23 protein-coding genes are annotated in these 26,330 nt (G+C 57.3%); 16 read left to right on the top strand and 7 right to left on the bottom strand.

Annotated elements, in window-relative coordinates:
- Positions 1-32: 32 nt before the first annotated feature.
- Positions 33-839: a GntR family transcriptional regulator gene (locus HALO_RS19865; RefSeq protein ID WP_035576617.1), complete on the bottom strand. Its 807-nt coding sequence runs from the start codon at positions 837-839 to the stop codon at positions 33-35.
- A gap of 227 nt (positions 840-1,066) precedes the next feature.
- On the opposite strand from HALO_RS19865, the gene HALO_RS19870 reads away from it, so the two are divergent.
- Genes HALO_RS19870 through HALO_RS19895 form a run of 6 tightly spaced genes read left to right on the top strand, consistent with a single transcriptional unit; the run spans position 1,067 to position 6,426 of the window.
- On the top strand, positions 1,067-1,477 hold the full coding sequence (locus HALO_RS19870) for a nuclear transport factor 2 family protein (protein WP_035576616.1): 411 nt from the start codon (positions 1,067-1,069) through the stop codon (positions 1,475-1,477).
- Positions 1,474-2,379 (top strand): isocitrate lyase/PEP mutase family protein, encoded by a 906-nt coding sequence (locus HALO_RS19875; protein WP_050713923.1) that lies wholly within the window; start codon positions 1,474-1,476, stop codon positions 2,377-2,379. The genes HALO_RS19870 and HALO_RS19875 overlap by 4 nt, the downstream gene beginning before the upstream one ends.
- 47 nt (positions 2,380-2,426) lie before the next feature.
- Positions 2,427-3,092: an isochorismatase family protein gene (locus tag HALO_RS19880; protein ID WP_035576614.1), complete on the top strand. Its 666-nt coding sequence runs from the start codon at positions 2,427-2,429 to the stop codon at positions 3,090-3,092.
- Positions 3,093-3,120: 28 nt separating this feature from the next.
- Positions 3,121-4,068 (top strand): polysaccharide deacetylase family protein, encoded by a 948-nt coding sequence (locus tag HALO_RS19885; RefSeq protein WP_035576612.1) that lies wholly within the window; start codon positions 3,121-3,123, stop codon positions 4,066-4,068.
- A 4-nt stretch (positions 4,069-4,072) separates the two neighbouring features.
- The gene (locus HALO_RS19890) at positions 4,073-5,005 is read left to right on the top strand and encodes a polysaccharide deacetylase family protein (RefSeq protein WP_035576611.1); all 933 of its coding nucleotides are present in this window, start codon (positions 4,073-4,075) and stop codon (positions 5,003-5,005) included.
- Positions 5,005-6,426, top strand: coding sequence for an FAD-dependent oxidoreductase (locus HALO_RS19895; RefSeq protein ID WP_050713924.1), 1,422 nt, complete (start codon positions 5,005-5,007; stop codon positions 6,424-6,426). Before HALO_RS19890 ends, HALO_RS19895 begins: the two co-directional genes overlap by 1 nt.
- Here HALO_RS19895 and HALO_RS19900 read toward each other — a convergent pair.
- The 4 genes from HALO_RS19900 to HALO_RS19915 are packed head-to-tail and all read right to left on the bottom strand — an operon-like array spanning position 6,423 to position 10,371.
- Positions 6,423-8,441, bottom strand: a complete 2,019-nt coding sequence (locus HALO_RS19900; protein ID WP_050713925.1) for a RecQ family ATP-dependent DNA helicase — start codon at positions 8,439-8,441, stop codon at positions 6,423-6,425. The genes HALO_RS19895 and HALO_RS19900 overlap by 4 nt on opposite strands.
- 54 nt (positions 8,442-8,495) lie before the next feature.
- Entirely contained in the window at positions 8,496-8,714 is a 219-nt protein-coding gene (locus HALO_RS19905) for a DUF1653 domain-containing protein (RefSeq protein ID WP_035576608.1), read from the bottom strand.
- A complete protein-coding gene (gene tcdA / locus HALO_RS19910; protein ID WP_050713926.1) occupies positions 8,711-9,586 on the bottom strand; it encodes a tRNA cyclic N6-threonylcarbamoyladenosine(37) synthase TcdA in 876 nt (291 codons plus the stop codon). Before tcdA ends, HALO_RS19905 begins: the two co-directional genes overlap by 4 nt.
- Before the next feature lie 11 nt (positions 9,587-9,597).
- Positions 9,598-10,371 (bottom strand): pseudouridine synthase, encoded by a 774-nt coding sequence (locus tag HALO_RS19915; protein ID WP_035576606.1) that lies wholly within the window; start codon positions 10,369-10,371, stop codon positions 9,598-9,600.
- Between the two features lie 173 nt (positions 10,372-10,544).
- On the opposite strand from HALO_RS19915, the gene HALO_RS19920 reads away from it, so the two are divergent.
- Positions 10,545-12,068 carry an ABC transporter substrate-binding protein gene (locus tag HALO_RS19920; RefSeq protein WP_050713927.1) on the top strand — a complete coding sequence of 508 codons (1,524 nt, stop codon included), beginning with the start codon at positions 10,545-10,547 and terminating at the stop codon, positions 12,066-12,068.
- Between the two features lie 43 nt (positions 12,069-12,111).
- On the opposite strand, the gene HALO_RS19925 is transcribed toward HALO_RS19920, so the two are convergent.
- Entirely contained in the window at positions 12,112-13,095 is a 984-nt protein-coding gene (locus HALO_RS19925) for a LysR family transcriptional regulator (RefSeq protein WP_050713928.1), read from the bottom strand.
- 182 nt (positions 13,096-13,277) lie between these two features.
- On the opposite strand from HALO_RS19925, the gene HALO_RS19930 reads away from it, so the two are divergent.
- The 9 genes from HALO_RS19930 (at position 13,278) to HALO_RS19970 (ending at position 23,667) form a co-directional block, all read left to right on the top strand.
- Entirely contained in the window at positions 13,278-14,795 is a 1,518-nt protein-coding gene (locus HALO_RS19930; RefSeq protein WP_035576604.1) for an ABC transporter substrate-binding protein, read from the top strand.
- Positions 14,796-14,870: 75 nt separating this feature from the next.
- Complete coding sequence (locus HALO_RS19935) at positions 14,871-15,788, top strand: ABC transporter permease (RefSeq protein WP_009288365.1); 918 nt, start codon at positions 14,871-14,873, stop codon at positions 15,786-15,788.
- Between the two features lie 11 nt (positions 15,789-15,799).
- Positions 15,800-16,711, top strand: coding sequence for an ABC transporter permease (locus HALO_RS19940; RefSeq protein WP_035576603.1), 912 nt, complete (start codon positions 15,800-15,802; stop codon positions 16,709-16,711).
- Complete coding sequence (locus HALO_RS19945; RefSeq protein WP_050713929.1) at positions 16,704-17,753, top strand: ABC transporter ATP-binding protein; 1,050 nt, start codon at positions 16,704-16,706, stop codon at positions 17,751-17,753. The genes HALO_RS19940 and HALO_RS19945 overlap by 8 nt, the downstream gene beginning before the upstream one ends.
- Positions 17,750-18,763, top strand: coding sequence for an ABC transporter ATP-binding protein (locus HALO_RS19950; RefSeq protein ID WP_081899009.1), 1,014 nt, complete (start codon positions 17,750-17,752; stop codon positions 18,761-18,763). The genes HALO_RS19945 and HALO_RS19950 overlap by 4 nt, the downstream gene beginning before the upstream one ends.
- A gap of 37 nt (positions 18,764-18,800) precedes the next feature.
- Complete coding sequence (locus tag HALO_RS19955; protein WP_035576602.1) at positions 18,801-20,222, top strand: M20 family metallopeptidase; 1,422 nt, start codon at positions 18,801-18,803, stop codon at positions 20,220-20,222.
- The gene (locus tag HALO_RS19960; protein ID WP_050713930.1) at positions 20,207-21,379 is read left to right on the top strand and encodes a M20 family metallopeptidase; all 1,173 of its coding nucleotides are present in this window, start codon (positions 20,207-20,209) and stop codon (positions 21,377-21,379) included. Before HALO_RS19955 ends, HALO_RS19960 begins: the two co-directional genes overlap by 16 nt.
- A gap of 81 nt (positions 21,380-21,460) precedes the next feature.
- Positions 21,461-22,012: a superoxide dismutase family protein gene (gene sodC, locus HALO_RS19965; protein ID WP_035576599.1), complete on the top strand. Its 552-nt coding sequence runs from the start codon at positions 21,461-21,463 to the stop codon at positions 22,010-22,012.
- A gap of 185 nt (positions 22,013-22,197) precedes the next feature.
- On the top strand, positions 22,198-23,667 hold the full coding sequence (locus HALO_RS19970) for a carbon starvation CstA family protein (RefSeq protein WP_035576598.1): 1,470 nt from the start codon (positions 22,198-22,200) through the stop codon (positions 23,665-23,667).
- Positions 23,668-23,893: 226 nt separating this feature from the next.
- Here the strand turns inward: HALO_RS19970 and HALO_RS19975 are convergent, their stop codons facing one another.
- Positions 23,894-26,065, bottom strand: a complete 2,172-nt coding sequence (locus tag HALO_RS19975; protein WP_050713931.1) for an esterase-like activity of phytase family protein — start codon at positions 26,063-26,065, stop codon at positions 23,894-23,896.
- Positions 26,066-26,330: the final 265 nt, after the last annotated feature.

A 26,330-nucleotide genomic window follows, 5' to 3' on the forward strand; every position in this document is an offset into this window, starting at 1 on the left:
AATTTAATACATTAAAAAACAATCTCATCCTATCACTCAGCCTTGCTGCTGGTGGGCATTCCACCCACTTTTGGCTCCCAATAGCGTGAGTTATCGTCGCCGTTGCGCTCTAGGTCAATCTGGAAGCGATAACGATCCGGACGGTAAAGCGCATCCAAGTGCTCCACGCCACGCCCCTGCTCATCAAACACCACGCGGGTGAGTGAAATCAGCGGCGAACCCACAGCGACATTCAGCGCCTCGGCCACCTCATGGCTGGCCAAGGTAGCGGAAATCGACTGGGAAGCGTGGTCGACTTTCACACCGCTGCGCTCCAACAGCACAAACAGCGGCGTATTGGCTAAATCCATCTCGTTGTAGTGCAGGGCGATCGATTCAGGTACGTGGGTCACCAGGTATGAAAACGGCTTATCGTCGACCATACGCACCCGCACCGAGCGCTGAACCTTGCCCCCCTGGGCCATACCCAACTGCTCGCGGATCATGTCCGGCGGCAGCACATAGGCAAATTCCAGCAGCCGCACTTGAGAAGCCTGGCTCATTTTGACCATGTTAGGCATCAGGTTGGACACGCTTGCAGTCATCACCGTAGCGTCCAACGGCTGTTCCAGCACCAACGTACCCACGCCTGCCTTACGCTCTACCAATCCAGTCGCCTGCAGCGCCTCCATGGCACGTCGGACGGTTACCCGCGATACGCCATGCTGCTCCGCCAGCTTGTTCTCGCCTGCCAATTTACTGCCCGCGGGCAGCCGACCACTCAAAATAGCGTCTTTCAACAGCAGGTAGATACGGTGTGATTTGGTGCCGCCCACCGCAGAGGGTTGTGCCTCGCTCATCCACGCCTCTCTTCAGGATATTGTTCAAAAATGTCATGTCAGGCTTGACGTAGGGATAATAATAGACATAAAAATGTATTACATATAATACATATCAATAGTCAACTGATAACACAATCGCTGACACTTGAAAGCCATTATTACAGAACCAGCACGGTTAAGTATCGCTGACAACTGGGTTTCAGATGAGGGCTTCAGATAAGCAACGAGAGACACGAGAATCGCCAATGTTTAACGCGGAAAGTCGTAGCGGAGAAATCAATGGCACCGAGCAGGTGCGCGCTTTCCTAAGCGCTATGGAAGCCCGCGACCTAGTCAACGCCGAGCGCTATCTCGCAGACGATGTCGTTATGCAATTTCCTGGCGCCCCGTCAATGCAGCGGCTAAGTGAGGTCGTGGAGTGGGCGCGAAATCGCTATCGCAGCGTTAGCAAAACCTTTCACGCCGTTGATCAATGCGACTATGCGACCCACTGCGTCGTGATTTGCCATGGCGAACTGACGGTGAAGTGGCTGGATGGCACGACGTCAACGGGGGTGCGCTTTATTGATCGATTTGAACTAACCGAAGGCCTAATTACCCGCCAGGATGTCTGGAATGACTTGGCGCTTACTCAAACAATGACGAGACTGCTATGACACGCCAAACAATGTTGTCACCACAATCTTCACACCAGCCCGCCCAACTTAAACAGCAGTTGCAAGACGCATCCATCGTGGTCGCCCCCGGCGTGTTTGACGCCCTAGGCGCGTCTCTTGCCGAGCAGGCGGGCTTTGATACCGTCTACCTTTCCGGGGCCAGCCTAGCCTATACCCAGCTAGGCCGCCCCGATATTGGCCTGCTCAGCATTACCGAAATTTGCACCGCAATGTCGCATATTCGCGAACGCACGCATCTTTCGGTGGTGGTGGATTGCGACACCGGTTTTGGCAACGCCATGAACGTGATGCGTAGCGTGCGCTTGCTAGAGCGCGCAGGCGCCAACGCGATTCAGCTTGAAGACCAAACCTACCCCAAACGCTGCGGCCACCTGCGCGGTAAAACGCTGGTCTCCAAAAGCGAAATGGTCGGCAAATTGCATGCTGCATTGGATGCCCGGGCGAGCGATAGCACGCTGATTATTGGCCGCACCGATGCACTTGGCGTGGAAGGCACCGACAGTGCCATCGAACGTGCCCAGGCCTATTACGAAGCCGGCGTGGATATGCTGTTTATCGAAGGCATTCGTAGCGACGACGATATCAGCAAGATCATGACCCAGTTCAAAGGCAAGGTGCCGATCATGGCCAATATGGTCGAAGGCGGCGACACACCGCTGCAGAACGCCCAGGCCCTGGAAGACCTTGGCTTCTCGCTGGTGATTTTCCCCGGTGCGCTGGTGCGGGCGATTACCCATATGGCCAGCCGTTTCTTTGCCACGCTAAAACAGGATGGCACCACCGATGCCTTCCGAGACCAGATGCTCGATTTCAAACAGCTCAACGACTACCTAGGTACCGATGCGATGCTGGAGCTTGGTCAGCAATACGACAATCGCTAACGACTCAGCACACATCAGCGCCAACCAACAAAACACAGGAGACGACGATGCAGACCACCGACAAAACGGCGAAAGAGATTTTTAACGATGTTATGGCCAACCCCCAGCGGGTGCCATTTGGTTTTGGCAACAAAGCGGTGCTGGTGAATGTCGATCCGCAAAAGGCCTATACCCGTACCGATCTCTTTAACACCGCTTACGAAACCGACCCTAAACAGTTGGAGTACACCAACCAACTGGCCCGCGGTTTTCGGGAGAAAGGCTGGCCGGTAGTCTGGACCCATGTGGCATTTCTAGACTCCGCAGAAGATGCGGGGGTTTGGGGTACGCGCACCGATACGCCTGATTCGCTGCAAAACATTAAGTATGGCTCTGAGCGCGCCGAGTTCGACGAACGCTGTGAAATCGATCACAGCCGAGATGTGATCTACACCAAGCGCATGCCCTCGGCGTTTTTTGAAACCCCGCTGCAATCGCTTTTAGTGTGGCATCAGGTCGATACGGTGATCATTACCGGCGGCTCAACCTCTGGCTGCATTCGTGCTACCGCCGTGGAGAGCCTGTCCCGGGGCTACCGCACCATCGTGCCCATGGAGTGCGTAGCGGATAAACACGAAAGCTACCACTACGCCAACCTGACCGACCTGCATCTCAAGTATGCCGACGTTCTGCCGGTTGCCAATGTACTCGAATGGCTGAATGGCAACGCCTAAGGCCTGCCAAGTTTCAAAGGAGCCGGTTATGAAAGAGTCACTAGGCGTTTACGACTACTGGGCCTACGACCAACGCCCTAAAATCGAGTGGCCAGGAGGCGCCAAGGTGGCCTTCTGGGTCGCACCCAATATCGAGTATTACGAACTCGACCCGCCGCTGAACCCGCAGCGTAACCCTTGGCCGCATCCGCACCCTTCGGTGCCCGGCTACAGCATTCGCGACTACGGTAACCGGGTTGGCCACCAGCGCCAGATGGCCCTGCTGGATAAGTACGGCATTCGCGGCTCGGTGTCGCTTTCGGTGGCGCTGTGCGAGCACCACCCCGAGATCATTAAGATGTGCCGCGAGCGTGACTGGGAGTTTTTCAGCCACGGCATTTACAACACCCGCTACACCTACGGCCTTAGCGAAGACCAAGAGCGGGCGATGATCCGCGACAGTATGAAAACCATACACCGTCATACTGGCCAGGCCTGCGCTGGCTATCTAGCCCCGGCACTCTCTCACTCAGAGCGCACCCTGGATCTGTTTGCAGAAGTGGGCGAAGAGCTTTTCGGCGACAAAGGCGGGCTTTACACCTGCGATCTGTTCCACGACGACCAGCCAACGCCGGTCAGCGTTCGCTCCGGTAAGCGGTTTATCTCCATGCCCTACTCGCTGGAGATGAACGACACCATCGTCTACGCGGTAAATAAAGTAGAGCCGCGCCAGTACACCACCATGCTCAAGCGCCATTTTGACCGGCTGTATGCCGAGGGCGAAGAGTCCGGCACGGTGATGTGCATTCCCACGCACAACTACCAAGTGAGCTGCCCGCACCGTATTAAGGCATTCGAAGAAGCGCTTGAGTACATCACCGGCCACCCGGATGTGTGGGTCGCCACCGGCCGCGAGATTGCCGACTACTACTTGGCCAACTATTACGATGCCGCCCTCGACAGCATCGCGGCCCAGGCCGCCAGTAAACAGGGGTAACGCTATGGCGCTTAATGACGACTATCTCGACTACCCTCACCGTCGCCACGGCTACGACCATGAGCGCTATGAATGGTCGATGCTGAGTGAGCGCGCGCCGGTCACCTGGCCTGAGGGTAAAACCCTGGCGGTGTGGATCAATATTTCGCTGCAATTCTACCCGCTCAACCAGCGCGGCAAGCCGTTTAAAGTCCCCAACGGCATGACCATGCCTTATCCAGATTTGCGTCACTTCACGCTGCGGGATTATGGCAACCGCGTGGGCATTTATCGCGTGCTCAAAGCGCTGGCGGCGCACAACATTACCCCCACCTTTGCAATCAACGCACAGTTGGCGGAGCAGACGCCCTATCTGGTGCAGCGCTTAAAAGAGTACGGCGGTGAATTTATCGCCCATGGCTGGAATATGGATCATCTGCACTACGGCGGCCAGCCGATTAAAGAAGAGGCCGAGCTGGTCAAACGCTCCGTGGAAACCCTGCGACGCGTGACCGGCCAACCCGTTCGCGGCTGGCTAAGCCCCGCCAAGCACCAGAGCTTCAACACTCCCGACCTGCTGGCAGAAAACGGCATCGAATACTGTGCCGACTGGGTCAACGACGATATGCCCTACGCTTTTCATAGCCAATCAGGCCCCTTGATGATGATGCCACTGGCCACCGAGATCGAGGACCAGTTTGTGATCGGCCAGAACCTGCACTCGGAGGATTCCTGGGTGACTCAGGTGAAAGACGCTTTCGACTTCCTGTTGGCAGAGTCCCGCGAGCAGGGCGGGCGACTGCTTGCCTTGAACCTTCACCCCTGGTTGGTCGGCCAGCCTCACCGGATTGCCTGCCTGGAAGAGGTGCTGGCCCATATCAGCGGGCACCCAGAAGTATGGCAGGCCCCGGCGGGCGAGATTCTTGATGCGTTTCATCATGCAGCGGAGCAGGCGTAATGGCGATACTTCCCTATAACAACGACAGCTTTGATGCCCATCTGCCGTTACTGATTATTGGCGCAGGGGCCTGTGGCTTGGTCGCCGCACTGGCTGCCCAAGAGGCGGGTGTGGAGCTGGCGGTGCTGGAGCGCGACGCGCTACCCCGCGGCAGCACGGCGATGTCGTCGGGTTTTATTCCTGCTGCTAATACGCGCTTTCAGCATGAACTTGGCGTCACGGATTCCGCCGAAGTCATGGCAGAGGATATCCAGAAGAAAAATGGCTTTGAGGCAGACCCGGCGATTGTTGAGTTACTCGCCAACCAATCCGGCCAAACCATCGAGTGGCTAGCGGATCAACACCATGTGCCCTTTGAGCTGGTAGAAGGCTTCCTCTACCCCGGCCACCGCCACCTGCGCATGCACGCCACGCCTCGACGCACCGGGGAAGAGCTGATGGGTGCGCTGCTTAACGCTGCCGAGTCGGCGGGCATCGATATTTTGACCCAGGCACGGGTAGTCGATTTGTACGTTGATGCCACACAGCGAGTGCGGGGCATTACTCTCGAACGCCCAGATGGCAGCCGCGAAAGCATTGGTTGCGACGCGCTGATCTTGGCCTGCAACGGTTATGGCGGTAACGTGGAACTGGTGGAGCGCTATCTGCCGACGCTAAAAAACGCCTTGTATTACGGCCATGAAGGCAACCAAGGCGACGCGCTGCTTTGGGGGCAGGCCATGGGCGCCAGCACCAAAGATTTAGGTGCCTGCCAGGGGCATGGGTCACTCGCTACGCCCCACCAGATTCTGATTAGCTGGGCACTGATAATGCAGGGCGGCATTCAGGTCAACCTAAACGGCGAGCGCTTCTCCAACGAGCACGGCGGCTACTCCGAACAGGCGGCCAAGGTGCTGGCGCAACCTGATCAGGTGGCCTGGAACCTTTATGACGCCCGCATTCATGAATCCGCACAGGCCTTTGAGGATTACCGCAATGCCCAGGAGAGCGGCGCAGTGCGCAGCTTTGCCAGTATTGAAGAGATGGCAACTGGCTTGGGTCTGCCACTAACCACACTGCAGGCCACCTTCGCGGAAATGCAGCAGCATGCCGAGCAAMAAACGACGGATACCTTTGGCCGCCGTTTTGAACCCGCCAACCTACTCAAACCGCCCTATTACGCTATTCGCGTAACCGGTGCGTTGTTTCACACTCAGGGGGGGTTAGAAGTGAATCGCACGGCCCGGGTGCTCAACACCCAAGGCCAGGCGCTGCCCAACCTGTTCGCCGCAGGCGGTGCTGCTCGCGGGGTTTCCGGCTCCAACGACAGCGGATACCTTTCCGGTAACGGGCTGCTCAGCGCTGTGGTGCTGGGGGCCGTAGCAGGCAGGAGTGCCGCTGAGCTGTTGCACTTACAGCTAAGCTCAGCGGTATTACCTTAACTGCCTAGCGACAGCATCGCCTCTGTCCACTGACGCACGTCGGGGTAGCCGCGCTGCTCGAAAACCGCGAAGCCGCTAATGCTACGCGCTTTGAGCGGCGTAAAGACCGGCATGGTTAAACCGCACAGAAAGTGCGCCAGCCGCTGGGCATTTGGCGGCTGGCCCAGTTGTTCGGTGTGGCGCTGTATAAACGGAGCGGCAAAGCGCGTGAAGTCGTTATCCGATAGCGTGGGTAGTGGCGGCGCTTCCGGTAGCCTAACGGGGTGCCCGTAACACACCGAACAGTGGCCGCAGCGGCCCTGCTCGGTGTCGGATGGCGCATCAAAAGKGCTATCGCCAAAGKGCTCGGCCAGCCACCGCGTCAGGCAGCTCTCCGATTCAAACAGTGCCAGCATGGCCTGGAGCCGTTCGATCTCAATACGCTCCCGGTTCAGGCAATCTTCAAAAAGCTGCCTCGCCAGCATCTCAATGGCAAAATTCGGCTGGCAGACCTCGTAAACGTCGGTCATCCGCTTGCCTTCCAGGGTCAGCCAGCCTTTGTCCTGAAAGTACTCAAGGGCCGTAATCACGCGAGAGCGGGAGGCATCAATCTGCTGGGCCTGCCCGGCATGATGTAAGCGGTCAAAATCCACCGTTCCCCAGGTGCGGGCAATAGGGATATTGTCGACCAGCAGACGTACAAAGGCCGCCCGCTCGCCTTTAAAACGGCCCACCAGCGCCTCCGCTTCGATGTGATAGCGCAGCCGATACTCGGCTAAAAACGCAAAGCGCGGGGCGATAATGCCGTGCATCTCCAGCCGCACCAACAGTGTTTTCAGCGGCAGCGGGCGGATATTGGTATCCCGGGAAAGTGTATTAAGCAGCACTTCCCACTGCGGATCTGCCMCATTGCCTGACGCGCAGCCTGCCGCAGCAATCTCTTCCAACAGGCAGTAGATACCCGCGTATTCAGGGGTATCGCCGTAAACAAAGTTTTCCAGCACCCGCAGGCCATCGCGCCCGGCCATGGTCAGGCAGGTAGAAGGCAGGCCATCACGCCCCGCCCGGCCGACTTCCTGGCTATAGTTCTCGATGGATTTGGGCAGGTCAAAATGCACCACGTTGCGAATATCGCCCTTATCGATGCCCATGCCAAACGCAATGGTGGCCACAATGCAGGGCGACTCACCGCCCATAAACTGGCGCTGAATCTCATCTCGGCGCTGGGAATCCAGCCCCGCGTGGTAGGCCTGGGCGGCAATCCCTTGGGCCGCCAACGCCTTCGCCACCTGCTCGGCGGTTTGCTGCAGGGTGACGTAAATAATCGTCGGCGCTTCGCTGCCCGGCTGCATCTGCGGCTTCAGCCAGTTAATCAACTGCTGCTGGCGATCCTCCATGGCGGGTGCCACCAGCAGCTCAAGATTGGGGCGGTAAAAGCCGGTGGTGATAACGTTATCGTGGGCAATGGCAAACTTCTCGCCCATATCAGCAATCACCGTCGGCGTTGCCGTGGCGGTTAGTAGCAGCACCTGGGGGATGGCGAACTCGCGCTGGTAGTCCGGTAGCTTCAAATAATCGGGTCGGAAGTTATGCCCCCATTCAGAAAGGCAGTGTGCTTCGTCGACCACCAGTAGCGATATCTGCACCTGGCGCAGAAAATGGCGAAAGCGCTCGTTCTTAAGTCGCTCCACCGACACCATCAGGATTTTCAGCTCACCACTTTTGGCGCGCTCCATGACATCTCGAGTCGTTTCGCGGTCTTGAGTGGAATCAATACTGGCCGCCGCCACGCCATGGCGCGTTAGAAACGCCAGTTGATCCTGCATCAACGCCAGCAGTGGCGATACCACCAGGGTGAGATGGGGAAGATGCAGCGCCGGAAGCTGGTAGCAAAGTGACTTGCCCGCGCCGGTGGCAAAAATTGCCGCCGTGGAGTGCCCCTCCAACACTCGTGACACCACCGCCTGCTGGCCGCCGCGAAAGTCGTCAAAACCGAATACGTCTTTCAGCGTTTGCTGGGGTGATGATGAGGTCATAAACACTGCCTGCTAAGTGATGACTAGCTAAGTGAAGATCTAAGTAGTGAAGATCTAAAACGCCTTCTCCAGCGCAAAGCGGGGCTGAGTGTGGCCTTCTTTGTTTACGCTTTCAGTGAACATCTCAAGCGGGCGCACCCAGAGGCCGTAGTCGCCGTAGAGGGCACGATACACCACCAGCGGCTCTTCGCTTTCGCTGTGTTGGGCAGTGCCAAGCACTTCGTAGAGGCTGCCTTTGTAGTGGCGGTAAATACCGGGAACGGGGGTGGTCATGAGCTCTCCTCTTGGGTGGCGTTTGCGACAGCTGGCTGGTTGGCTTTTTTGGCCAGGCGTTCCAGCACTTTGGAGGCGGCCACAAAGCCAAAAGTGCCGGTCAAAAAGGTAGCGGCACCAAAGCCCGAAGCGCAGTCCAACCGGGTGGCGTCGCCGCTGCCGGGCTTTTGCAGGCAGACTTCACCGTCGGCGCCGGGGTACACCAACTGTTCGTCAGAGTAGACGCACTCCACAGAGAAGCGCCGTTTGGGATTGCGAGAGAAGCCGTAATCCCGACGCAGCCGCGAGCGCACTTTGGATAGCAGCGGGTCGTGCTCGGTACGGGTGAGATCCGCCACTTGAATACGCGTCGGGTCGGTTTGCCCGCCCGCAGCACCGGTCACGGTAATCGGTATTTTGCGTCGCTTGCACCAGGCGATCAGGGCAGCCTTGGCAATCACGCTGTCGATGGCATCCACCACGTGGTCGGCATCGTCGGGAATCCGCTCGGCCAGGTTGGTGGGTGTCACAAAGGCAGTGTCGGCTACAACCTCGATTTCCGGGGCAATCAAACGGCAGCGCTCAGCAAGCACCTCCACCTTGGGCTGACCAATCGTGCCATCCAAGGCGTGGAGCTGGCGGTTAACGTTGGAAACGCACACGTCATCAAGATCAATCAGCGTCAGTTTGCCAATGCCCGAACGCGCCAGTGCCTCAACCGTCCAGCTCCCCACCCCGCCAACACCCACCACTACCACGTGAGCGTGGCGAAATGCATCAAAGGCACGTTGACCGTAGAGGCGGCGAATCCCACCAAAGCGTAAGTCATGGKCTGTAGAAGCTGAGCCTGCAGCGACAGGAGGTGGCTCGTTCGATGACACAGTTGAGGACATTGCAGACTCACTCATAGCACTTGAAGGGCTGAAGGCTTGGCGTGGGGTGGCGTGCGCAGACTATCCAGCGGTAGATGCCCCGCCCAGCCAAGGTGATTAAACAGCGCGACCATGGTGTCATCCAAGGCACAGCTTAATTGTACCCGCTTGTCGAGCAGCGGATGGTTAAAGGCCAAATAGGTGGCCGCCAGCAATAATCGTGGCGCCCCCAGCTGTTCGGCAAAAAAGCGGTTGTGGACACTTTTACCGTGCTTGGCATCGCCAATAATCGGATAACCCCGCCGTGAAAGATGGCGACGAATTTGATGGCGCCGTCCGGTCAGTGGGCGCGCTTCGACCAGCGAATAACGCGCCACCGGGTAGCGGTCGACCTGCACTGGAAGCTCGACGCTATCCAGACGGCGAATATCCGTCATCGCTGGCATAGCGGGCATTTCCGCCTTGGGTCGCGTGCCATCCTCTTCCCGCAGCGGGTAGTCCAAACGCTCACTCTCCGGCGCTTTACCGCGTACCACCGCCAAGTAGCGCTTCTCCACCTGACGCTCGCTAAAGGCGTCGCTGAGTAGGCCTGCTACTGTTGAAGAGAGGGCAAACACCATCACGCCGGATGTGGGTCGATCCAGCCGATGAACAGGATAGACCCGCTTGCCGATCTGGTCGCGCAGGCGCTGAAGTAGAAACTCGGTTTCGCCACGCGCCAACGCCGAGCGATGCACCAAAAGCCCTGACGGCTTGTGCACCGCGACGAGGTGCTCATCCTGGTAAAGGAGGTTGAGTGGCGTCATAACGCTCCTGGGTAATAATGACTAGTAGCCGTAGCGAGTATCAAAACAGGGCGCTATTGTCGCGGCTTGGTTATGAGATGTCACCCACGCAATACAATAATGCTTCTCATCAAGCCTTCTCACCAACAGGGCAGTGTTATAAGGTAACTTTAATTATTAATAAGGATTCTCTTATGAAATGCTCTTCTGCGGCGTGGCTGATCATTCTAGCCACTTTCAACACCTGGGCGGCAGAACGCAGCCTTGATATCGTTGCCCCCTGGGAGGTTAAAAGCGCGGATCCATCCACATCGGGATATGTGTTTAGCCGCATGCAGGTGGCGGAAAACTTGGTGACCACCGACAACCTCGGCCAGCTTGCACCTAGTCTAGCCAGTGCCTGGGCGGTATCAGACGATGGCCTTGAGTGGCGCTTTACACTGCGCCAAAGCGCCCGCTTTCATAATGGCACGCCGGTGAATGCCGATGCTGTCGTCAACAGTTTAGAGGCTGCCATTGCCAAACCCGGCATACTGGATACAGCGCCTATTGCTAGCGTCGAAGCCGATGGTGATGACGTCGTCATCAGGCTGGAAAGCGCTTTTGCGCCCCTACCCGCGCTATTGGCGCACTCGACAACGCTGATTCTCGCCGAAGCCGCCTATGCCGAGAATGGCGACGTCATTCAGATGATCGGCAGCGGGCCCTATCAGGTCGAAGAGTTGAGCCCTCCTCAGTGTATGACAGTGACTCGCTTTGACGATTACTGGGGCGGAGCCCCTGACATAGAAGCCGCTAGCTATTTAGCGGTGAGCCGTGGTGAAACCCGCGCGCTGATGGCGGAAAGCGGCGATGCGGATATCGTTTTCACCCTCGACCTCGCCAGCCAAGCGCGCCTAAAACGCAACGCCAACCTCTCCATATACAGCGAGCCACTGCCACGCACCCTTATGCTCAAGCTCAATGCAGGCCATCCGTTCCTTGAGGATAAACGCGCCCGCCAAGCCCTTAGCTTGGCTATTGATCGGGCAGACATTGCCACCGAATTGCTGCGCATGCCAGAGGCAGCGGCGGCAGAATTATTCCCCGCGAGCCTAGGCGCTTGGCATATTGGCGTTGACCCTTCCAGCGGCCACGATATTGAAAAAGCGCAAGCGCTACTGGTCGAACTGGGCTGGAAGCGAAGGGAAGATGGCCTGCTGGCGCGCAATGGTCAGCCGTTTAAGCTGACCCTGCTCACCTTAGCTGACCGCCCCGAGCTACCGCTGGTGGCGACTGCACTCCAGAGACAGTGGCACGAACTGGGGGTTGAGCTTGGAATTACCGTAGGCCATGCCAACGCGATCGCTTCCAGCCACCATGAGGGCAGTTTAGAGGTGGGGTTAATGGGCCGAAATTACGGCCTGGTGCCCAATCCACTCGTTACGTTACTCGATGACCTGGGCAGCGATCCAGACAACATGGGCGGTGACTGGGGCACCATGAATTGGCGCGATGACGAGGTGGCTGAGTGGCTGGACACCCTGCGTCAATCCACCGGTGAGCAGGAACTCAACGACTTGGCACCGTTAGTAGCGGAGCGGTTACATMAACAGATGCCGCTGATTCCGGTGGTTTGGTATCAGCAAACAGCCGCCGTTAGCGATGAGGTTGAAGGCTTTAGCATCGATCCGCTAGAGCGCAGTTACCGCATTGATCAGATGGAGTGGGCTGAATGACAGATCGAGTTGGCGCGGGAATCAGCCCGCGCAGTGATGTTGCTCAGCCACGCTCCGGCGCTGATTGCGAAGGTATGTGATCGGCAGTGGGCATTAGCGGGTTAGGCGAAAGCGGCAATTGCCCCGTTGGGATGTGTTCTTTGAGAAACGCTAAAAACGCCTGCGTCGCAGTCGGTAATGTTCGCTTGGCAAGGGTCTGGACTTCGATAAAGCGGGAGTCCATGCCCTGGTCTCGAATAGGAATCGCGACCACACGCTGCTGTTGAATGCGGTAGCGCACCGAGATTTCCCCCGCCAGCGCCACACCGCCCCCGAGCATGGCGAAGTTAATCAAAGCCTCGGTGTAATCGCTGCTAAAAATGGATTCAAACGCCAAGTTTTGACGGCTACAGCAGATATCAAATAGCTGGCGCAGGGTCGTGTCTGGCGAGGGTAACGCCAGCGGATAGCGCTGAAGCTGCGCCAGCGAGATATGTTTTTTAACGGCAAGCTCATGGTGCGGAGAAACCAGCGCCATAATGGGCGCGGGCTGCCTAAGGGCAACGGTAATATCCGCCTCAGGCTTGAGGCTAAAAGTAATGCCGATATCTGCATCGCCTTCCCTGACATACCGAGTCGCTTGGGCGGGCGCCCCCACCATCAGGTGGAAATGTATACCGCTGTAACGCTTGCGAAAAGCCGCGATTGCCGCGGGTAAAAAATCCACGGCAAAGCCTTCCGAACTAGCCAAACGTACCTTACCCCGCTGTAACCCACGCAACGCCATTATTTCGCTACCAATGCGGTCTGCTTCAAGCTGCATATGGCGAGCATGCACCGCCAGCAGCTCGCCTGCGGCGCTGGGCACCATACCGCGGGCACGGCGTTCAAACAGCAAGGTATCCAGCTCACTCTCCAACCGGGCAATCTGACGACTGATGGCTGAAGGCGCCACATTTAGCTTCCCTGAGGCTTCACTGATAGAGCCACAGCGCACCACCTCGAGAAAGTAGCGTAACGCCGTTTCTTGTAACACGCGTGGATTCATAACGTCTCCCTGAGCCATAAGCATTGCCAAAACGGCAATGATAAATTCTAAACATTGCACTGGCGGCATGACTAATCAATAGATTAGTTTTAACTCAAGGCGGCGGCTCATCTAAAAAAATAAAAGCCTCGCTGGTACGCCAAACGCTCATAACCTTCCTTTATTAAAAAACGAGGTATGGCATGCAAACACCTAGAACTCTCTACTGCGTTACGTCACTTGCTTTACTCAGCATCGCGACACCCGCATTAGCTGGCAAGGCCAACGATACGCTGGTCTATGCGTCTGACAGCGAACCCGAGAACGTTAGCCCCTACCATAACAATCTGCGTGAAGGCGTTATCCTCGCCCACCTAGCGTGGGACACGCTGATTTACCGCAACCCGCAAACCAACGAGTATGAGCCGCGCCTGGCCACCGAGTGGGAGTGGGCCGATGATAAAACCCTGGACCTTGTGCTGCGCGAAGGAGTGACCTTTCACAACGGCGAGACCTTCAATGCCGACGATGTGGCATTCACTTTCAACTACGCGGTGTCCCCCGAATCACGGGTGGTGACACGCCAAAATGTTGATTGGATTGAAAGCGTCGAGAAACTGGATGACTATCAGGTGCGCATCCACCTCAAAGAGCCTTTCCCCGCAGCCCTTGAGTACCTTTCCGGCCCAATGCCAATTTACCCCGATGAGTACTTCCAGGAAGTGGGTATCGAGGGATTTAGTCGTGAGCCCGTAGGCACCGGCCCTTACCGGATTACCAACGTCCGCCCTGGGGATGGCGTTAGCCTAACTCGCTTTGATGACTACTTTGCCGACAGCCCCATTGGACAACCCGAGATCGGTAATATCGAGTTCAAGGCCATTGCCGATGCGGACTCACGTATGGCGCAATTAATGTCAGGGCAAGTCGATTGGATTTGGCGTGTACCTGCTGATCAAGCTGAGTCGTTAAGCGGTATGCCTCAGCTTAGCGTGCTTGGCGGCGAAACCATGCGGGTGGGTTATATCGGGCTGGATGCCGCAACACGGGAAGATTCACCGCTAAATGACCTTCGCGTACGCCAAGCCATCAATCATGCGATGAACCGGGAAGGGCTCGCTAACGACCTAGTACGCGGCGGCAGCCAGCCCCTCTACGCCCCCTGCTTCCCGACTCAGTTTGGCTGTGAAACACAAGACGTTATTGAGTATGAGTACGACCCTGACAAAGCCCGCGAACTACTCGCCGAGGCCGGTTACGCCGACGGCTTCGACATTGACCTTCACGCCTACCGTGAACGTGACTACGCCGAAGCGATGATTGGCGACCTGCGTGCAGTGGGCATCAATGCCAATCTGCGCTTTATGACCTCCCCCGCGTTGCTGGAGCTTCAGCGCAACGGTCAAACCGATATGTCGTTCAAAGCCTGGGGCTCCTTCTCTATTAACGATGTCTCGGCGTTCGTCAGCGTCTACTTCACAGGCGGCATTGACGATCTCTGGCAGGACACCCAGGTGCAGGAGTGGCTGCAGGTCGCCGATACCTCGGTAGATCCTGATGTACGCTTAGAGCACTACCAAAAAGCGTTCGCCCGCATTTCCGAGCAAGCGTACTGGGCACCGCTGTTTTCCTACTCCACCTACTACGCCCACACCGCTGATCTTGAGTTCACTGCTTACCCCGACGAACTACCGCGCTTTTACGAGGCAAGCTGGAAGTAACGGCGTGATATTTGAACTATCGGCAGCCGTGGCTCTTCCCACGGCTAGCCTTCTATAGCGAAGGGGTGATGCTTTATGTGGGCATTTGTTTTCAAGCGCACGCTAATAGCGCTTAGCGTCGCTCTGACTATTTCGGTTCTCTGCTTTAGTCTGCTGCAGCTCTCGGGTGACTTGGCGCTCTCCATTGGCGGCCCCGAGGCCACCGCCGAGCAGGTAGAACAAATCCGCGTTGATTACGGCCTGGACCGCCCGGTGATTCAGCAATTTACCACTTGGCTGTGGGGAGCCGTGCAGCTCGACTTTGGGCGTTCATATTACTACCAAAGCGAGGTAATGGATCTAGTCGTTGAGCGACTACCGGTGACGATGACCCTAGGAATCTTGGCCTTGGCGATTGCGCTGGGCGTGTCTATTCCCCTCGGTGTGGTCGCCGCGCTCAAACGTGGCAGCTGGATAGACCGTATGGCCATGGCGATTGCGGTCACCGGCCAGGCAATGCCCAACTTCTGGTTTGGCTTAACGCTGATCATCGTGTTTGCCGTCAAGCTGCAGTGGTTTCCAGCCGCAGGTAGCGATAGCTGGCAAGGCTTTGTGCTACCGGCCGTTGCACTGGGCTATTACGCCACCCCCGCCATGATGCGCCTGACCCGCAGCGGCATGCTGGAGGTGCTAGAGGCCGATTACATTCGCACCGCACGGGCCAAAGGGCTGCGCACCGGCACGGTTATCTTCAAACACGCCTTGCGCAATGCGGTGATCCCGGTGGTCGCGCTGGCCGCCGTGGAGCTCGGGTTTATGCTCGGCGGGTCAGTGGTTATCGAAACCGTGTTTTCACTACGCGGACTGGGGCAGTTGGCGTGGAATGCTATTTCACGCAATGACTATCCGGTCGTTCAGGCCATCGTACTGATCATTGCGCTGTTCTATATCGTGTTGACGCTGCTGGCCGACATTCTCAACGCAGCCCTCGACCCACGCCTGCGCGCGCGCTAACGGAGAACACCATGACAGACTCTCTTACCCCATCGGCTACCGCGCTACAAAGCCAATTACCTCCTGCTTGGCAGACGCGTCTATGGCGCAGCACGCTCAATAATCGCAGCTTGGCCATCGGCCTCTTAATCATTGCCTCGTTGGGGATTGTGGCGCTTCTAGCACCGTGGCTGGCTCCCCATGATCCCTACTTACAGGACACCGCTAATCGCATGGTGCCGCCTTTTTGGCACGACACCGGTAGCTGGACGCACCCCTTAGGTACCGACCGCCTTGGCCGCGACTACCTGAGCCGCCTTATCTTTGGCGCGCGAATTTCGCTGTTTATTGGGTTGGTGGTCGCGCTGATTTCCGGCCTGATTGGTACCACTCTGGGGGTCTTGGCGGGCTACTTTGGTGGTCGCGTTGATGCGGTGGTGAGTTACCTGCTGACCACCCGCCTAGCCATGCCCGTGGTGTTAGTGGCGCTGGCCATGGCCTCGCTGATCGGCGGATCAATGCTAACCGTTACGCTACTGCTAGGCCTGCTGCTATGGGATCGTTTCGCGGTCGTCGCCCGCTCGGCCACCCAGCAACTGCGCGATGCCGAGTATGTGCAAGCCGCCCAGGCGTTGGGCTGCCCTCTGCCCTACATTCTGCTACGCGAAGTGCTTCCTAACATTGCAGGCGCGTTGATTGTCGTCGCCACCCTTGAGGTCGCCAACGCCATTTTGCTCGAAGCAACGCTGTCATTTCTAGGCATGGGTGTGCAGCCACCCTCGCCCTCCTGGGGGCTAATGATCGCCGAAGGCAAAACCTATATGTTCTTTCAGCCCTGGGTGATTACGATCCCCGGCGGCGCGCTGTTTATGCTAGTGCTGGCGATTAACTTGCTGGGTGATGGACTGCGCGATCTCAGCGCACCGGGAGGCCGCAATGAGTAATCTATCAACCGCTGAGCATTCCGCGGCAACAAGCTCGCCTCTACTGACGGTTAAACAGCTGCGCGTCGACTTGCCCGTGGCAAAGGGCMCCCTTCACGCGGTACGGGGTATCGACTTTCACGTTGAGCGTGGAGAAATGCTCTGTCTTGTAGGTGAGTCAGGCTGTGGTAAATCCATGACCTCACTGGCATTAATGGGCCTGCTACCGGGCAAGGCGCAGATAAACGCCGATTGCCTCAACTTTGACGGTGTCAATCTGCTCACGGTTTCTGAGCGCGAACGCAGCAATTTACGTGGCGCACGCATGGCGATGATTTTTCAGGAACCCATGACCGCACTCAACCCCGCCTATACCTTGGGCAATCAGCTCTGCGAAGCCCTGCTTCGTCATCAGCGGGTGTCACGTAAAGCGGCCCATGACCGCGCCCTCTATTTGCTTGAACGAGTCGGCATTAGCGCTGCAGAAGAGCGAATGCGCCAATATCCCCACCAGCTTTCGGGCGGGTTGCGCCAGCGGGTGATGATCGCCATGGCACTAATGTGTGAGCCCGATTTGATCATTGCCGATGAACCCACCACTGCATTAGATGTGACGATTCAGGCGCAAATTCTGCACCTGCTACGCGACTTACAGCAGGAGTTTGGCACGGCGATCATTTTCATCACCCACGACTTGGGTGTCGTTGCGCGTATCGCCGACCGGGTCGCCGTGATGTATGCCGGCGAAGTGATTGAAACCGCCTCTGCACAGGCGCTCTTTAAAGCCCCCAGCCATCCCTATACCCAAGGTTTGTTGCGCTGCATACCGACGCCCGGCAAGACACTGCCAGGCAGTCGTTTGCAGGCGATCCCAGGCGTAGTGCCCAGCTTGGTAGGCAAGATCGAGGGCTGCGCCTTTTGCAATCGCTGCGATCAAGCGGATGAGCGGTGCCGAACCACGCCCCCCTTACAGGCAGTGGCAGGCGAGCACTTTTCACGCTGCCACTTTGCCCATCAGCTAGCCAGCCCAGCGCCACTAAACGATCAGGAGGTAACGTCATGACAAGCACCACCTCTCCTGCAAACAGTATGGATCCTCTTGCCCTTGAACTCTGCGCGCTGTCTAAAACGTTCAAACTGGGCGGTGGCATGCTACATAAGCCTCAAACCTTAAAAGCAGTCAATGAGGTATCGCTACGCGTTCCGCGCGGCCAGGTGATGGGGCTGGTGGGCGAATCAGGCTGTGGCAAGAGCACCTTGGCCAAGATGCTGCTGGGGCTGACACCCCCTAGTTCGGGCGATGTGCTGATCAATGGCAAAGCGATTGTTAACGCTAACCAAAAGGCACTGGCCCGGCATATACAGCCGATCTTCCAAGACCCTTATTCGTCGCTTAACCCACGCCAGCGGATTGCTCAGATCGTTGGTCTACCGCTACGTATTCACGCGCTAGGCACGCCCCGTGAACAGGCAGCGAAGGTCGATCAGATGCTTGACCTGGTCGGCCTACCCAAACGCGCCGCCCAGCAATACCCCGGGCAAATGTCAGGGGGGCAGCGCCAGCGGGTGGCAATTGCCAGAGCGCTGATTATGCGCCCTGATCTGGTGATTTGTGACGAACCCACTTCCGCGCTGGATGTATCGATCCAGGCGCAGATCCTCAATCTACTGCTCGACCTTAAAGATGAGTTTGGCCTTACCTACCTGTTTATTAGCCACGACCTCGCCGTGGTCGAACATCTCGCGGACCGGCTCGCGGTCATGTATCTAGGCCAGATTGTCGAAGAGGGTACCCGTGAGCAAATCTTCACCTCACCACGCCACCCATATACCCAAGCGCTACTCGCTTCCGCGTTGACCCCGGAGCCAGGTCTAGGCGTGCCCGACATAGGCCTGGGGGCAGGCCAGCCCGACCCCACTCAGCCACCTTCAGGCTGCGCTTTTCACCCCCGCTGCCCAATCGCTCAACCGCAATGCTCAGAGCAGACACCCAAGCTGAGCGCTATTACGCATGCTTCCGGTCAAGCTTTTGGCAAGGGCAGCCAGGCGCGTGTCGCCTGCCACCTTGCCTAAACATATTTAATCAATATTAACGTTAAAAGGAGTGCCTATGACGCGCCAACACGCCTTAGATCAAGCCAAATCTTACTTTGACAGCGGCGATTTTTATGACCAGCTTGCCCCGCGCATTGCCATCCGCAGCGAAAGCCAGGAATCGAATAGACAGGAAGAGCTTCACCGCTACCTTACTGAACAGATCATTCCGGATATTGAGCAGCTCGGTTTTAGCTGGGACATTGTTGATAACCCGGCGGAAGGGTTTGGGCCGTTTCTGCTTGCTGAACGCCTTGAGCCAGAAGCCTCGTTCAGCGTATTAACTTACGGTCATGGCGATGTCATCCGCGGCTATGACGACCAATGGGCTGAAGGGCTTTCGCCCTGGAAAATCACCCAGCAAGGGGATCGCTGGTACGGGCGTGGCACGGCGGATAACAAAGGCCAGCACACCATCAATTTAGCCGCGCTGGGCTGCGTGCTGAAAGCGAGCAACGGGCGCCTGGGCTATAACGTTAAGCTGGTGCTGGAAATGGGCGAGGAGACGGGCTCCCCTGGCTTAAAAGAGATCTGCCACCGCTACCGTGACCGCCTCGCCGCCGATGTGTTTATTGGCTCAGATGGGCCACGTTTGAATGCCGACGCTCCCACGCTGTTTTTAGGTTCACGGGGTTCCTTCAATTTCGACCTTAAACTCCAGGCCCGTGAAGGCGCTCACCACTCGGGCAACTGGGGTGGCGTATTAAAAAACCCTGCGGTGCGTCTGGCCAATGCACTCGCCACACTAGTGGATGCCAACGGTGTTATTCAAATCCAAGGCCTACGGCCTGACCCAATACCCGAAGCCGTGCGTAAAGCGCTCGCCGCATTGGAAGTCGGCGTCGGCGACAATGCCCCCACTATCGACACTAACTGGGGTGAGCCAGGACTATCGCCCGCTGAACGACTGTTTGGCTGGAACACCTTAGAAGTACTCGCCATGAAGGCGGGCAACCCGGATGCCCCGGCCAATGCTATTCCGCCAAAGGCCTATGCCCACTGCCAACTGCGTTATGTGGTGGGCAGCGACCAGGACAATTTTCTAGTCCATTTACGCCATCATCTGGATCAACACGGCTATCACGATATTGAGGTAAGCGCTGCGCGCATGTCGCAAATGGCGGCGACACGACTCGATCCTGAAGACCCCTGGGTGGGCTGGGCGTTGGCCTCTATGCAACGCTCCACCCATAAAACGCCGACGCTGCTACCCAACTTAGGCGGCTCGTTACCCAACGATGTGTTTGCCGAAACCCTGGGCTTACCCACGCTATGGGTTCCACACTCCTACCCCTCCTGCTCCCAGCACGCGCCTGACGAACACCTATTGGGGAGCATCGCTTCAGAGGCACTGATCTTAATGGCGGGGCTATTCTGGGATTTGAGTGACCAAGGATCAGACATCATGAGAGAGAAAGCCTTATGCAAGACGAACTAACCCAACAGGTTTGCGCGTGGCTGGAAGGCCAGCAGCAGGCGATGCAAGATTGCCTTGAGGCGTTGGTCAATATCGACTCCAACAGCTATGACAAAGCGGGTACCGATGCGGTCGCCGACCTGATCACTCAGTGGCTTGAGCAGGATGGCATCACGGTTATACGCCACCAGCGCCCTGACTCAGGCGATATTTTGGAAGCTCATCTGGGGGGAACGGGTCAAGGCCATGTCTTACTCATGGGCCACCGGGATACGGTTTTCCCCACCGGTACGGTGGCGGGCCGAGGCTATACCCAGCAAGACAATATCGGCTTTGGCCCAGGCGTTGCCGATATGAAAAGCGGCCTGGTGATGAACTGCTTTGTTATGCGTGCGCTAAGCCGCCTGCCCACCTGCCCCCTACCCGTTCGCGCCCTGTTTACCGCCGATGAGGAAATTGGCTCGCCGGATGGGCGGGCGTTTATCGAAGCGGCTGCCCAGGGGGCACGCGCCGCCTTAAATGTCGAGCCAGGGCGGGTCAGCGGCAATGTGGTGACGGGCCGCAAAGGGGGCGCTGGTTTCTTAATCGAAGTCGCTGGCAAGGCCGCCCACTCGGGCGTTAGCCATGCCGATGGCGCCAGCGCGATAGAAACACTCGCTCGAAAAATCATCAAGCTGCATGCGTTAACCGACTATGAGGCAGGCATCACCACCAATGTGGGCACCATCGCCGGAGGCGTGTCACGCAATACCGTCGCGCCTTTCGCGTCAGCACAGTTGGACACTCGTTTTGTAACCACTGCCCAGCGTGATCAGCTGTATAAAGCCATTGAGGCGATTATCGCGGAACCCGACGTTCCCGGCACTCTTGCGACCATAGAACAAACCTCTGAATTTTATCCTCTCGAAGCGCGTATGAGCAGCGCGCTGTTTGAGCTTTATCAGGTTCAGGCTAAGGCGATCGGGTTTGCTGTTGACGGCGAATTCACTGGCGGCTGTTCTGATGCGGGCKGGACGGCCAGCCTGGGCATTCCCACTCTGTGCGGTCTTGGCCCTATCGGCGCAAAAATGCACACTGACGAAGAGTACTGTTTGCTGGATACACTGGTGCCGCGCACTCAGACACTCGCTGCTACGTTATTGAATTTGCACGATGTATCCTTTGCTTCGGCACGTTAAATTGGCAATGTAACTGCTAGCCAACTACCTTGAGTAAGCAACGCTGCTACAGCGTTTCCATGGATTCGGAAGGAGATCAACATGCGCTATTCAACTATACGTTTCTCAACACCGCTTACCGCTATTGCCGCCTCGCTGCTGCTCGCCACCTCAGCGGCACAAGCCAATGAAACGCTTGATGTCGAGATGCATAAAGTCAGCACCGAGGGTAATGAAGAGTCAATCGGTACCGTATCCCTTGAGCATACGGATCACGGCTTACTGCTGACACCTTCGTTGACGGGCCTTGAGCCTGGGGTCTACGGTTTTCACGTTCACCAGAATGCCAGCTGTGATCCCGCCGAGAATGACAGTGGCGAGATGACCGCGGCACTGTCGGCTGGCGGACACTATGACCCTGAGGAAACCGGCACTCACCAAGGCCCCTATGGAGAAGGTCATTTAGGCGATCTACCGGTGCTAACGGTTAATGAAGATGGCGAAGCCAATCTCCCCGTCTTGGCGCCGCGCTTGAGCATGGAAGATATGCCTGGCCGCAGCTTGATGATTCACGAAGGCGGCGACACCTACACAGATGAGCCCCACCTGGGCGGCGGTGGCACCCGGATGGCCTGCGGCGTCGTTGAGTCTTAAGATTTGCCTTTGCTAACCGATAAATTGGGCAGCCACTAGGCTGTCCATTTTTTTGCTTAAGGCCCACTAAAGTCTAGCTGTGATTTTATAGTGCTTATCTGTAAATTCAGCCCTGCTAAAGAAGTACCTGCTTGCATGCTCACCGGTATGCTCGCCCATTCCCCTCACTGCTCTAGGTACCTTAGATGATCACCTTTATCGTATCGATCCTGCTGCTGATAGCGGGCTACTTTACCTATGGGAAGTTCGTTGAACGCGTGTTTGTGACTAACCGCAAACGTCAGACCCCTGCCTTCAGCATGCGCGACAACATCGACTACGTGCCGATGAACACCACGCGCAACTCGCTTATCCAATTATTGAACATTGCCGGGGTGGGCCCCATTTTCGGCCCCATTCTTGGTGCGCTGTATGGACCGGTGGCCTTTATCTGGATTGTGGTCGGCTGCATCTTTGCCGGTGCCGTGCACGACTACCTGACCGGTATGATCTCAATCCGCAACCACGGCGCTCACTTACCTCAGCTGGCCGGCAAGTTTCTGGGTAAAGCGATGAAGCACGTCGTCAATGGCTTCGCGATCTTGCTGCTGTTGTTAGTCGGCACGGTATTTGTGACCTCCCCCGCGGCGCTGCTGGCCAATATGACCTCGCTGTCACTGACACTGATCATTGTTGCCATCTTTATTTACTACCTGATCGCCACGCTGCTGCCAATCGATAAGGTCATTGGCCGTATCTACCCCTACTTTGGCGCCCTGCTGCTGTTCAGCGCCGCAGGTATCGGTATTGGCTTGGTTGTCACCGGCGCTCCGATCCCCGAGCTTTCGCTGCAAAATATGCACCCTGACGCCGCACCGATTTTCCCGCTACTGTTTTTAACCATCTCCTGCGGCGCGCTTTCCGGTTTTCACGCCACCCAAACGCCGATTATTTCGCGCACCACGCAAAACGAAACCAATGGGCGCAAAATCTTCTACGGCATGATGATCACCGAAGGCATTATCGCGATGATCTGGGCGGCCGCCGCCATGAGCCTGTTCTACGGCGACCAGTCGCTTTCCGATGTGCTGGCGGCCGGTGGCCCTGCCGCGGTGGTCAGCGAAGTATCTACCACCATGCTCGGCGCGGTGGGTGGCACCCTGGCCGTGCTCGGCGTTATTGTGCTGCCGATCACCTCGGGCGATACCGCCTTTCGCAGCGCGCGGATGATCATCGCCGACTACATTAAGATCGATCAAAAGCCGATTATGAAGCGCGTCATGGTCGCTCTACCGCTGTTTGTGGTGTCTTACGCGCTAACCCATATGGACTTCACACTGCTATGGCGCTACTTCTCCTGGGCGAATCAGACCACCGCCGTGATCGCGCTGTGGGTAGGCACCATGTACTTGGTGCTGTCGCGTAAGCCTCACTGGATCACCTCGATCCCAGCCACCTTTATGACCATGGCCACCTTTACCTATTTAGCCTACGCGCCGATCGGTTTTGGTCTGCCGCTGCAGTTAAGCTACGTGGTCGCGGCGCTAGGTACGCTCCTTTGCATCGCGCTGTTTATGAAGCGTGTCCGTCGTCTAAGCCGGGCAACTTTTGCCGTTGATGAGCCGGCGGTACCGAGCCAGTTTGTGGACAGCGGCGAGGTGATGGCAGCTAAATAGTTAGGCGCTCCATAACGTTACCGCCACACTCTCTTCACAGGACGCTCTTCACAAGACATTCTCCACACAAGAGCCACTCCACAAAAAAGGGCACACATCAGCCACATAACCGTGTTTGATGCGTGCCCTCGCTTTTTCTCCTATCTCGCCTATCCTTCCTTTTTTCCCCTACTCCTCATGTTTATCGCTTCCATGCTGCTGCGGTATAGACGAATACAGGCAGGGACTACTCCAGCGGTATCGACCAGAAGTAGGTCTCGCCAGAGCTATCGTCCACACCGTCGTTGTCACTGACCAGCCAGGCGTTGCCATTATCGTTAATCGCCATTCCTTCAATCTTGTCCACCACAAAGCCGTTGTAGCTGGCTAGGTCGGGAATCAGGTCGCGCACTAGCTGTTTCTCGGCCACCGGCAGCTCACCGCCCAGCGGGGCAGGTTCCAGGCCATCCAGGGCAATGCGGGTCACTTGCTTAACCTTAGCCTCGGCGCCGATCTGGTTGTCGCGCTCGATCAAATACAGCCAATCGCCATGGGCGGTGATTTCGGAGAGGCCAATCCAACCCTGTTCCACGTTATCCAGCGGGTAATGAACAGCGCCCCACTCGCCACTGTCGATATCAAAACGCAGTAGCTTGACCATGCCTTCGGGGTCATCCTGCCAGGGGCGCTGCAACGCCAGCCACAGTTGATCATCAATGCGCGTGACGCCTTCTAATCCCCACTTCAATGCCTGTTGAGCGAGCGCCTCGGGAAGTGCAATTCCTTGGATAATCTCACCGTCGGAACCCACATGATAAAGGGTGTTGGCAAGGCCTTTGTCGTTACCTTCGGAAGCGACCCAGAAGCCACCTTCACCATCGGTGGTAATGCCTTCCATATCCAGGCCTAGCGCAGGTTCACCGTTGCGGGTCACGTCCAGTGCTGCCGTAATCCGCGCTGGGGAGGCTGAGGGGTCGATGGTAAAGATGCGCGGCTGGGCGCTGTAGAAGCTGTCATTGACCGCATAAAGTACGTCGTCAGTGGCGACTAACCCGGAAAGTGCGCCCCAACCGATCAGTTCATCGGCGCCCGCCGAGGTCAGGGTAGGATAGACCGCTGGCGCATCCTGATATTGATAAATCATGACATGGGCGCGGGGGCCGCCGTCTTCGCCCAGATCCCCTTCATTGGCGGTGGCTAACAGGCCACGGCTGGGAATCGCCACGGCGCCTTCGGGAGACAGGCCCGAGGGCAGTAGCTGGGTGAGCTGCGGTTCGGCCAGGTTGCTAACGTCATAAACGCCCACCAGCGAGCCGCGCTCGGAAAGCAGGAAGACATAGGGCGTACCTTCGAACACCGCAAGCTCCATCCCCTCCGGCTCGCTGCCTTTGGCATCCGAACGCTTATCGGGGTAGTGACCCGCTTCAATCACCGCGCGCTCGAATGAAGTACCTGACTCGTATACCACCTCGCCGCGCTTGTTGAAGATCGTCCAGCCGCGCGCGCCGCCATCCATATCGCCTTCGTTGGCAATAGCGAAGTGGTCGTTGTCGATCCACTGCAAAGCGTCCGGCTCACGCAGGCGCTCGGCTTGCTGCTCGTTGAAAATCAGCGCACCGKCATCGCTGGCGTCAATGCCGTCCAGCTCGACAGTCCCGGCACTGAAATCCGCCACCACCTTTCCGGCGTAGTCGAGCACCACCAGGTGGTTGTTCTCCTGCACGGTGACGACGGTCTCACCCAGGGTATTGATATCGACAAACTCCGGCTCGGGATCCTCGGGGGCGATCTCGGCGAGCCCGGTTACGTCGGCGTAGAGCAGGCTGTCGCAGTTAACCAGCCCTTCCGCATTGATCTCCACCAGTGCCACGGAACCGCCGGGCATCTGCGGTACACGTCCATCACCCGCCTCTTCGTCGCGTTCGTTCTCAATGGCGACAGCGACAAAGCGCCCATCGGGGGCCGCAGCGGAAGCCACACTATCGGGCTGTCCGTCCAGCGGGCAGGAGGCGAGTATCTCGCCACTGGCTAAATCGACCGTACGCAGTTCCCCGGAAGGTTCGCTGTAGGAAGCCGATGTATTCACTCCGACATAGGCCATATTGCCGAGCACCGATACGGCCGTAGGCTCACCGTCCATAACGATATTACCCAGCGGTTGCGGATTAGCCGGGTCGCTGATATCGATGCGCCCGATCACGCCCAGCGGGCTATCGGTATACACCAGCGTCATGCCATCACCGGAGGCAGCAATGATTTCAGGCGCGGTCTCGCGTGTACGATCCTCGCCCTCGGCCATGTTATCGGGAACCGCGAAGCTGGCGATGCGGTTGAAATGCTTATCTGCCGCACCTGCCGCTTGCGTGGCGGCCAGCACAGCAGCCAGCGCCAATAGGATTGGTCTGCGTTTGAGTATCATGATGGAGTTAATCCCCTGCTTAAGCTTAAGAAACGACTGATTAAGTTATTAAACTTGCTATGCCCGATTAACTATCCAACACCATGGCGATGTCAGGCTTATGACACTCACAGGCTAAGTTAGCGCCGTTGGCTATCGGCACACCTCAACGCTAAACCCAGGCTGCCGCGAAGATGGGKAAGTAGTGAAGGAACGCATAGGGGAAAAGGGAAGCAGGAAAATCGATAGATAAAAGGAGACTTTAGAACGAAAGCAGCCAGTCAGT

The organism is Halomonas sp. R57-5, from assembly GCF_900070345.1.
GTDB lineage: Bacteria > Pseudomonadota > Gammaproteobacteria > Pseudomonadales > Halomonadaceae > Vreelandella > Vreelandella ventosae_B.

What these genes read in the sequence shown, in the direction of transcription:
- HALO_RS19865 (WP_035576617.1), bottom strand. Translation starts at nt 839, where the DNA reads ATGAGCGAGGCACAACCCTCTGCGGTGGGCGGCACCAAATCACACCGT.
- HALO_RS19870 (WP_035576616.1), top strand. Translation starts at nt 1,067, where the DNA reads ATGTTTAACGCGGAAAGTCGTAGCGGAGAAATCAATGGCACCGAGCAG.
- HALO_RS19875 (WP_050713923.1), top strand. Translation starts at nt 1,474, where the DNA reads ATGACACGCCAAACAATGTTGTCACCACAATCTTCACACCAGCCCGCC.
- HALO_RS19880 (WP_035576614.1), top strand. Translation starts at nt 2,427, where the DNA reads ATGCAGACCACCGACAAAACGGCGAAAGAGATTTTTAACGATGTTATG.
- HALO_RS19885 (WP_035576612.1), top strand. Translation starts at nt 3,121, where the DNA reads ATGAAAGAGTCACTAGGCGTTTACGACTACTGGGCCTACGACCAACGC.
- HALO_RS19890 (WP_035576611.1), top strand. Translation starts at nt 4,073, where the DNA reads ATGGCGCTTAATGACGACTATCTCGACTACCCTCACCGTCGCCACGGC.
- HALO_RS19905 (WP_035576608.1), bottom strand. Translation starts at nt 8,714, where the DNA reads ATGACCACCCCCGTTCCCGGTATTTACCGCCACTACAAAGGCAGCCTC.
- HALO_RS19915 (WP_035576606.1), bottom strand. Translation starts at nt 10,371, where the DNA reads ATGACGCCACTCAACCTCCTTTACCAGGATGAGCACCTCGTCGCGGTG.
- HALO_RS19925 (WP_050713928.1), bottom strand. Translation starts at nt 13,095, where the DNA reads ATGAATCCACGCGTGTTACAAGAAACGGCGTTACGCTACTTTCTCGAG.
- HALO_RS19930 (WP_035576604.1), top strand. Translation starts at nt 13,278, where the DNA reads ATGCAAACACCTAGAACTCTCTACTGCGTTACGTCACTTGCTTTACTC.
- HALO_RS19935 (WP_009288365.1), top strand. Translation starts at nt 14,871, where the DNA reads ATGTGGGCATTTGTTTTCAAGCGCACGCTAATAGCGCTTAGCGTCGCT.
- HALO_RS19940 (WP_035576603.1), top strand. Translation starts at nt 15,800, where the DNA reads ATGACAGACTCTCTTACCCCATCGGCTACCGCGCTACAAAGCCAATTA.
- HALO_RS19950 (WP_081899009.1), top strand. Translation starts at nt 17,750, where the DNA reads ATGACAAGCACCACCTCTCCTGCAAACAGTATGGATCCTCTTGCCCTT.
- HALO_RS19955 (WP_035576602.1), top strand. Translation starts at nt 18,801, where the DNA reads ATGACGCGCCAACACGCCTTAGATCAAGCCAAATCTTACTTTGACAGC.
- sodC (WP_035576599.1), top strand. Translation starts at nt 21,461, where the DNA reads ATGCGCTATTCAACTATACGTTTCTCAACACCGCTTACCGCTATTGCC.
- HALO_RS19970 (WP_035576598.1), top strand. Translation starts at nt 22,198, where the DNA reads ATGATCACCTTTATCGTATCGATCCTGCTGCTGATAGCGGGCTACTTT.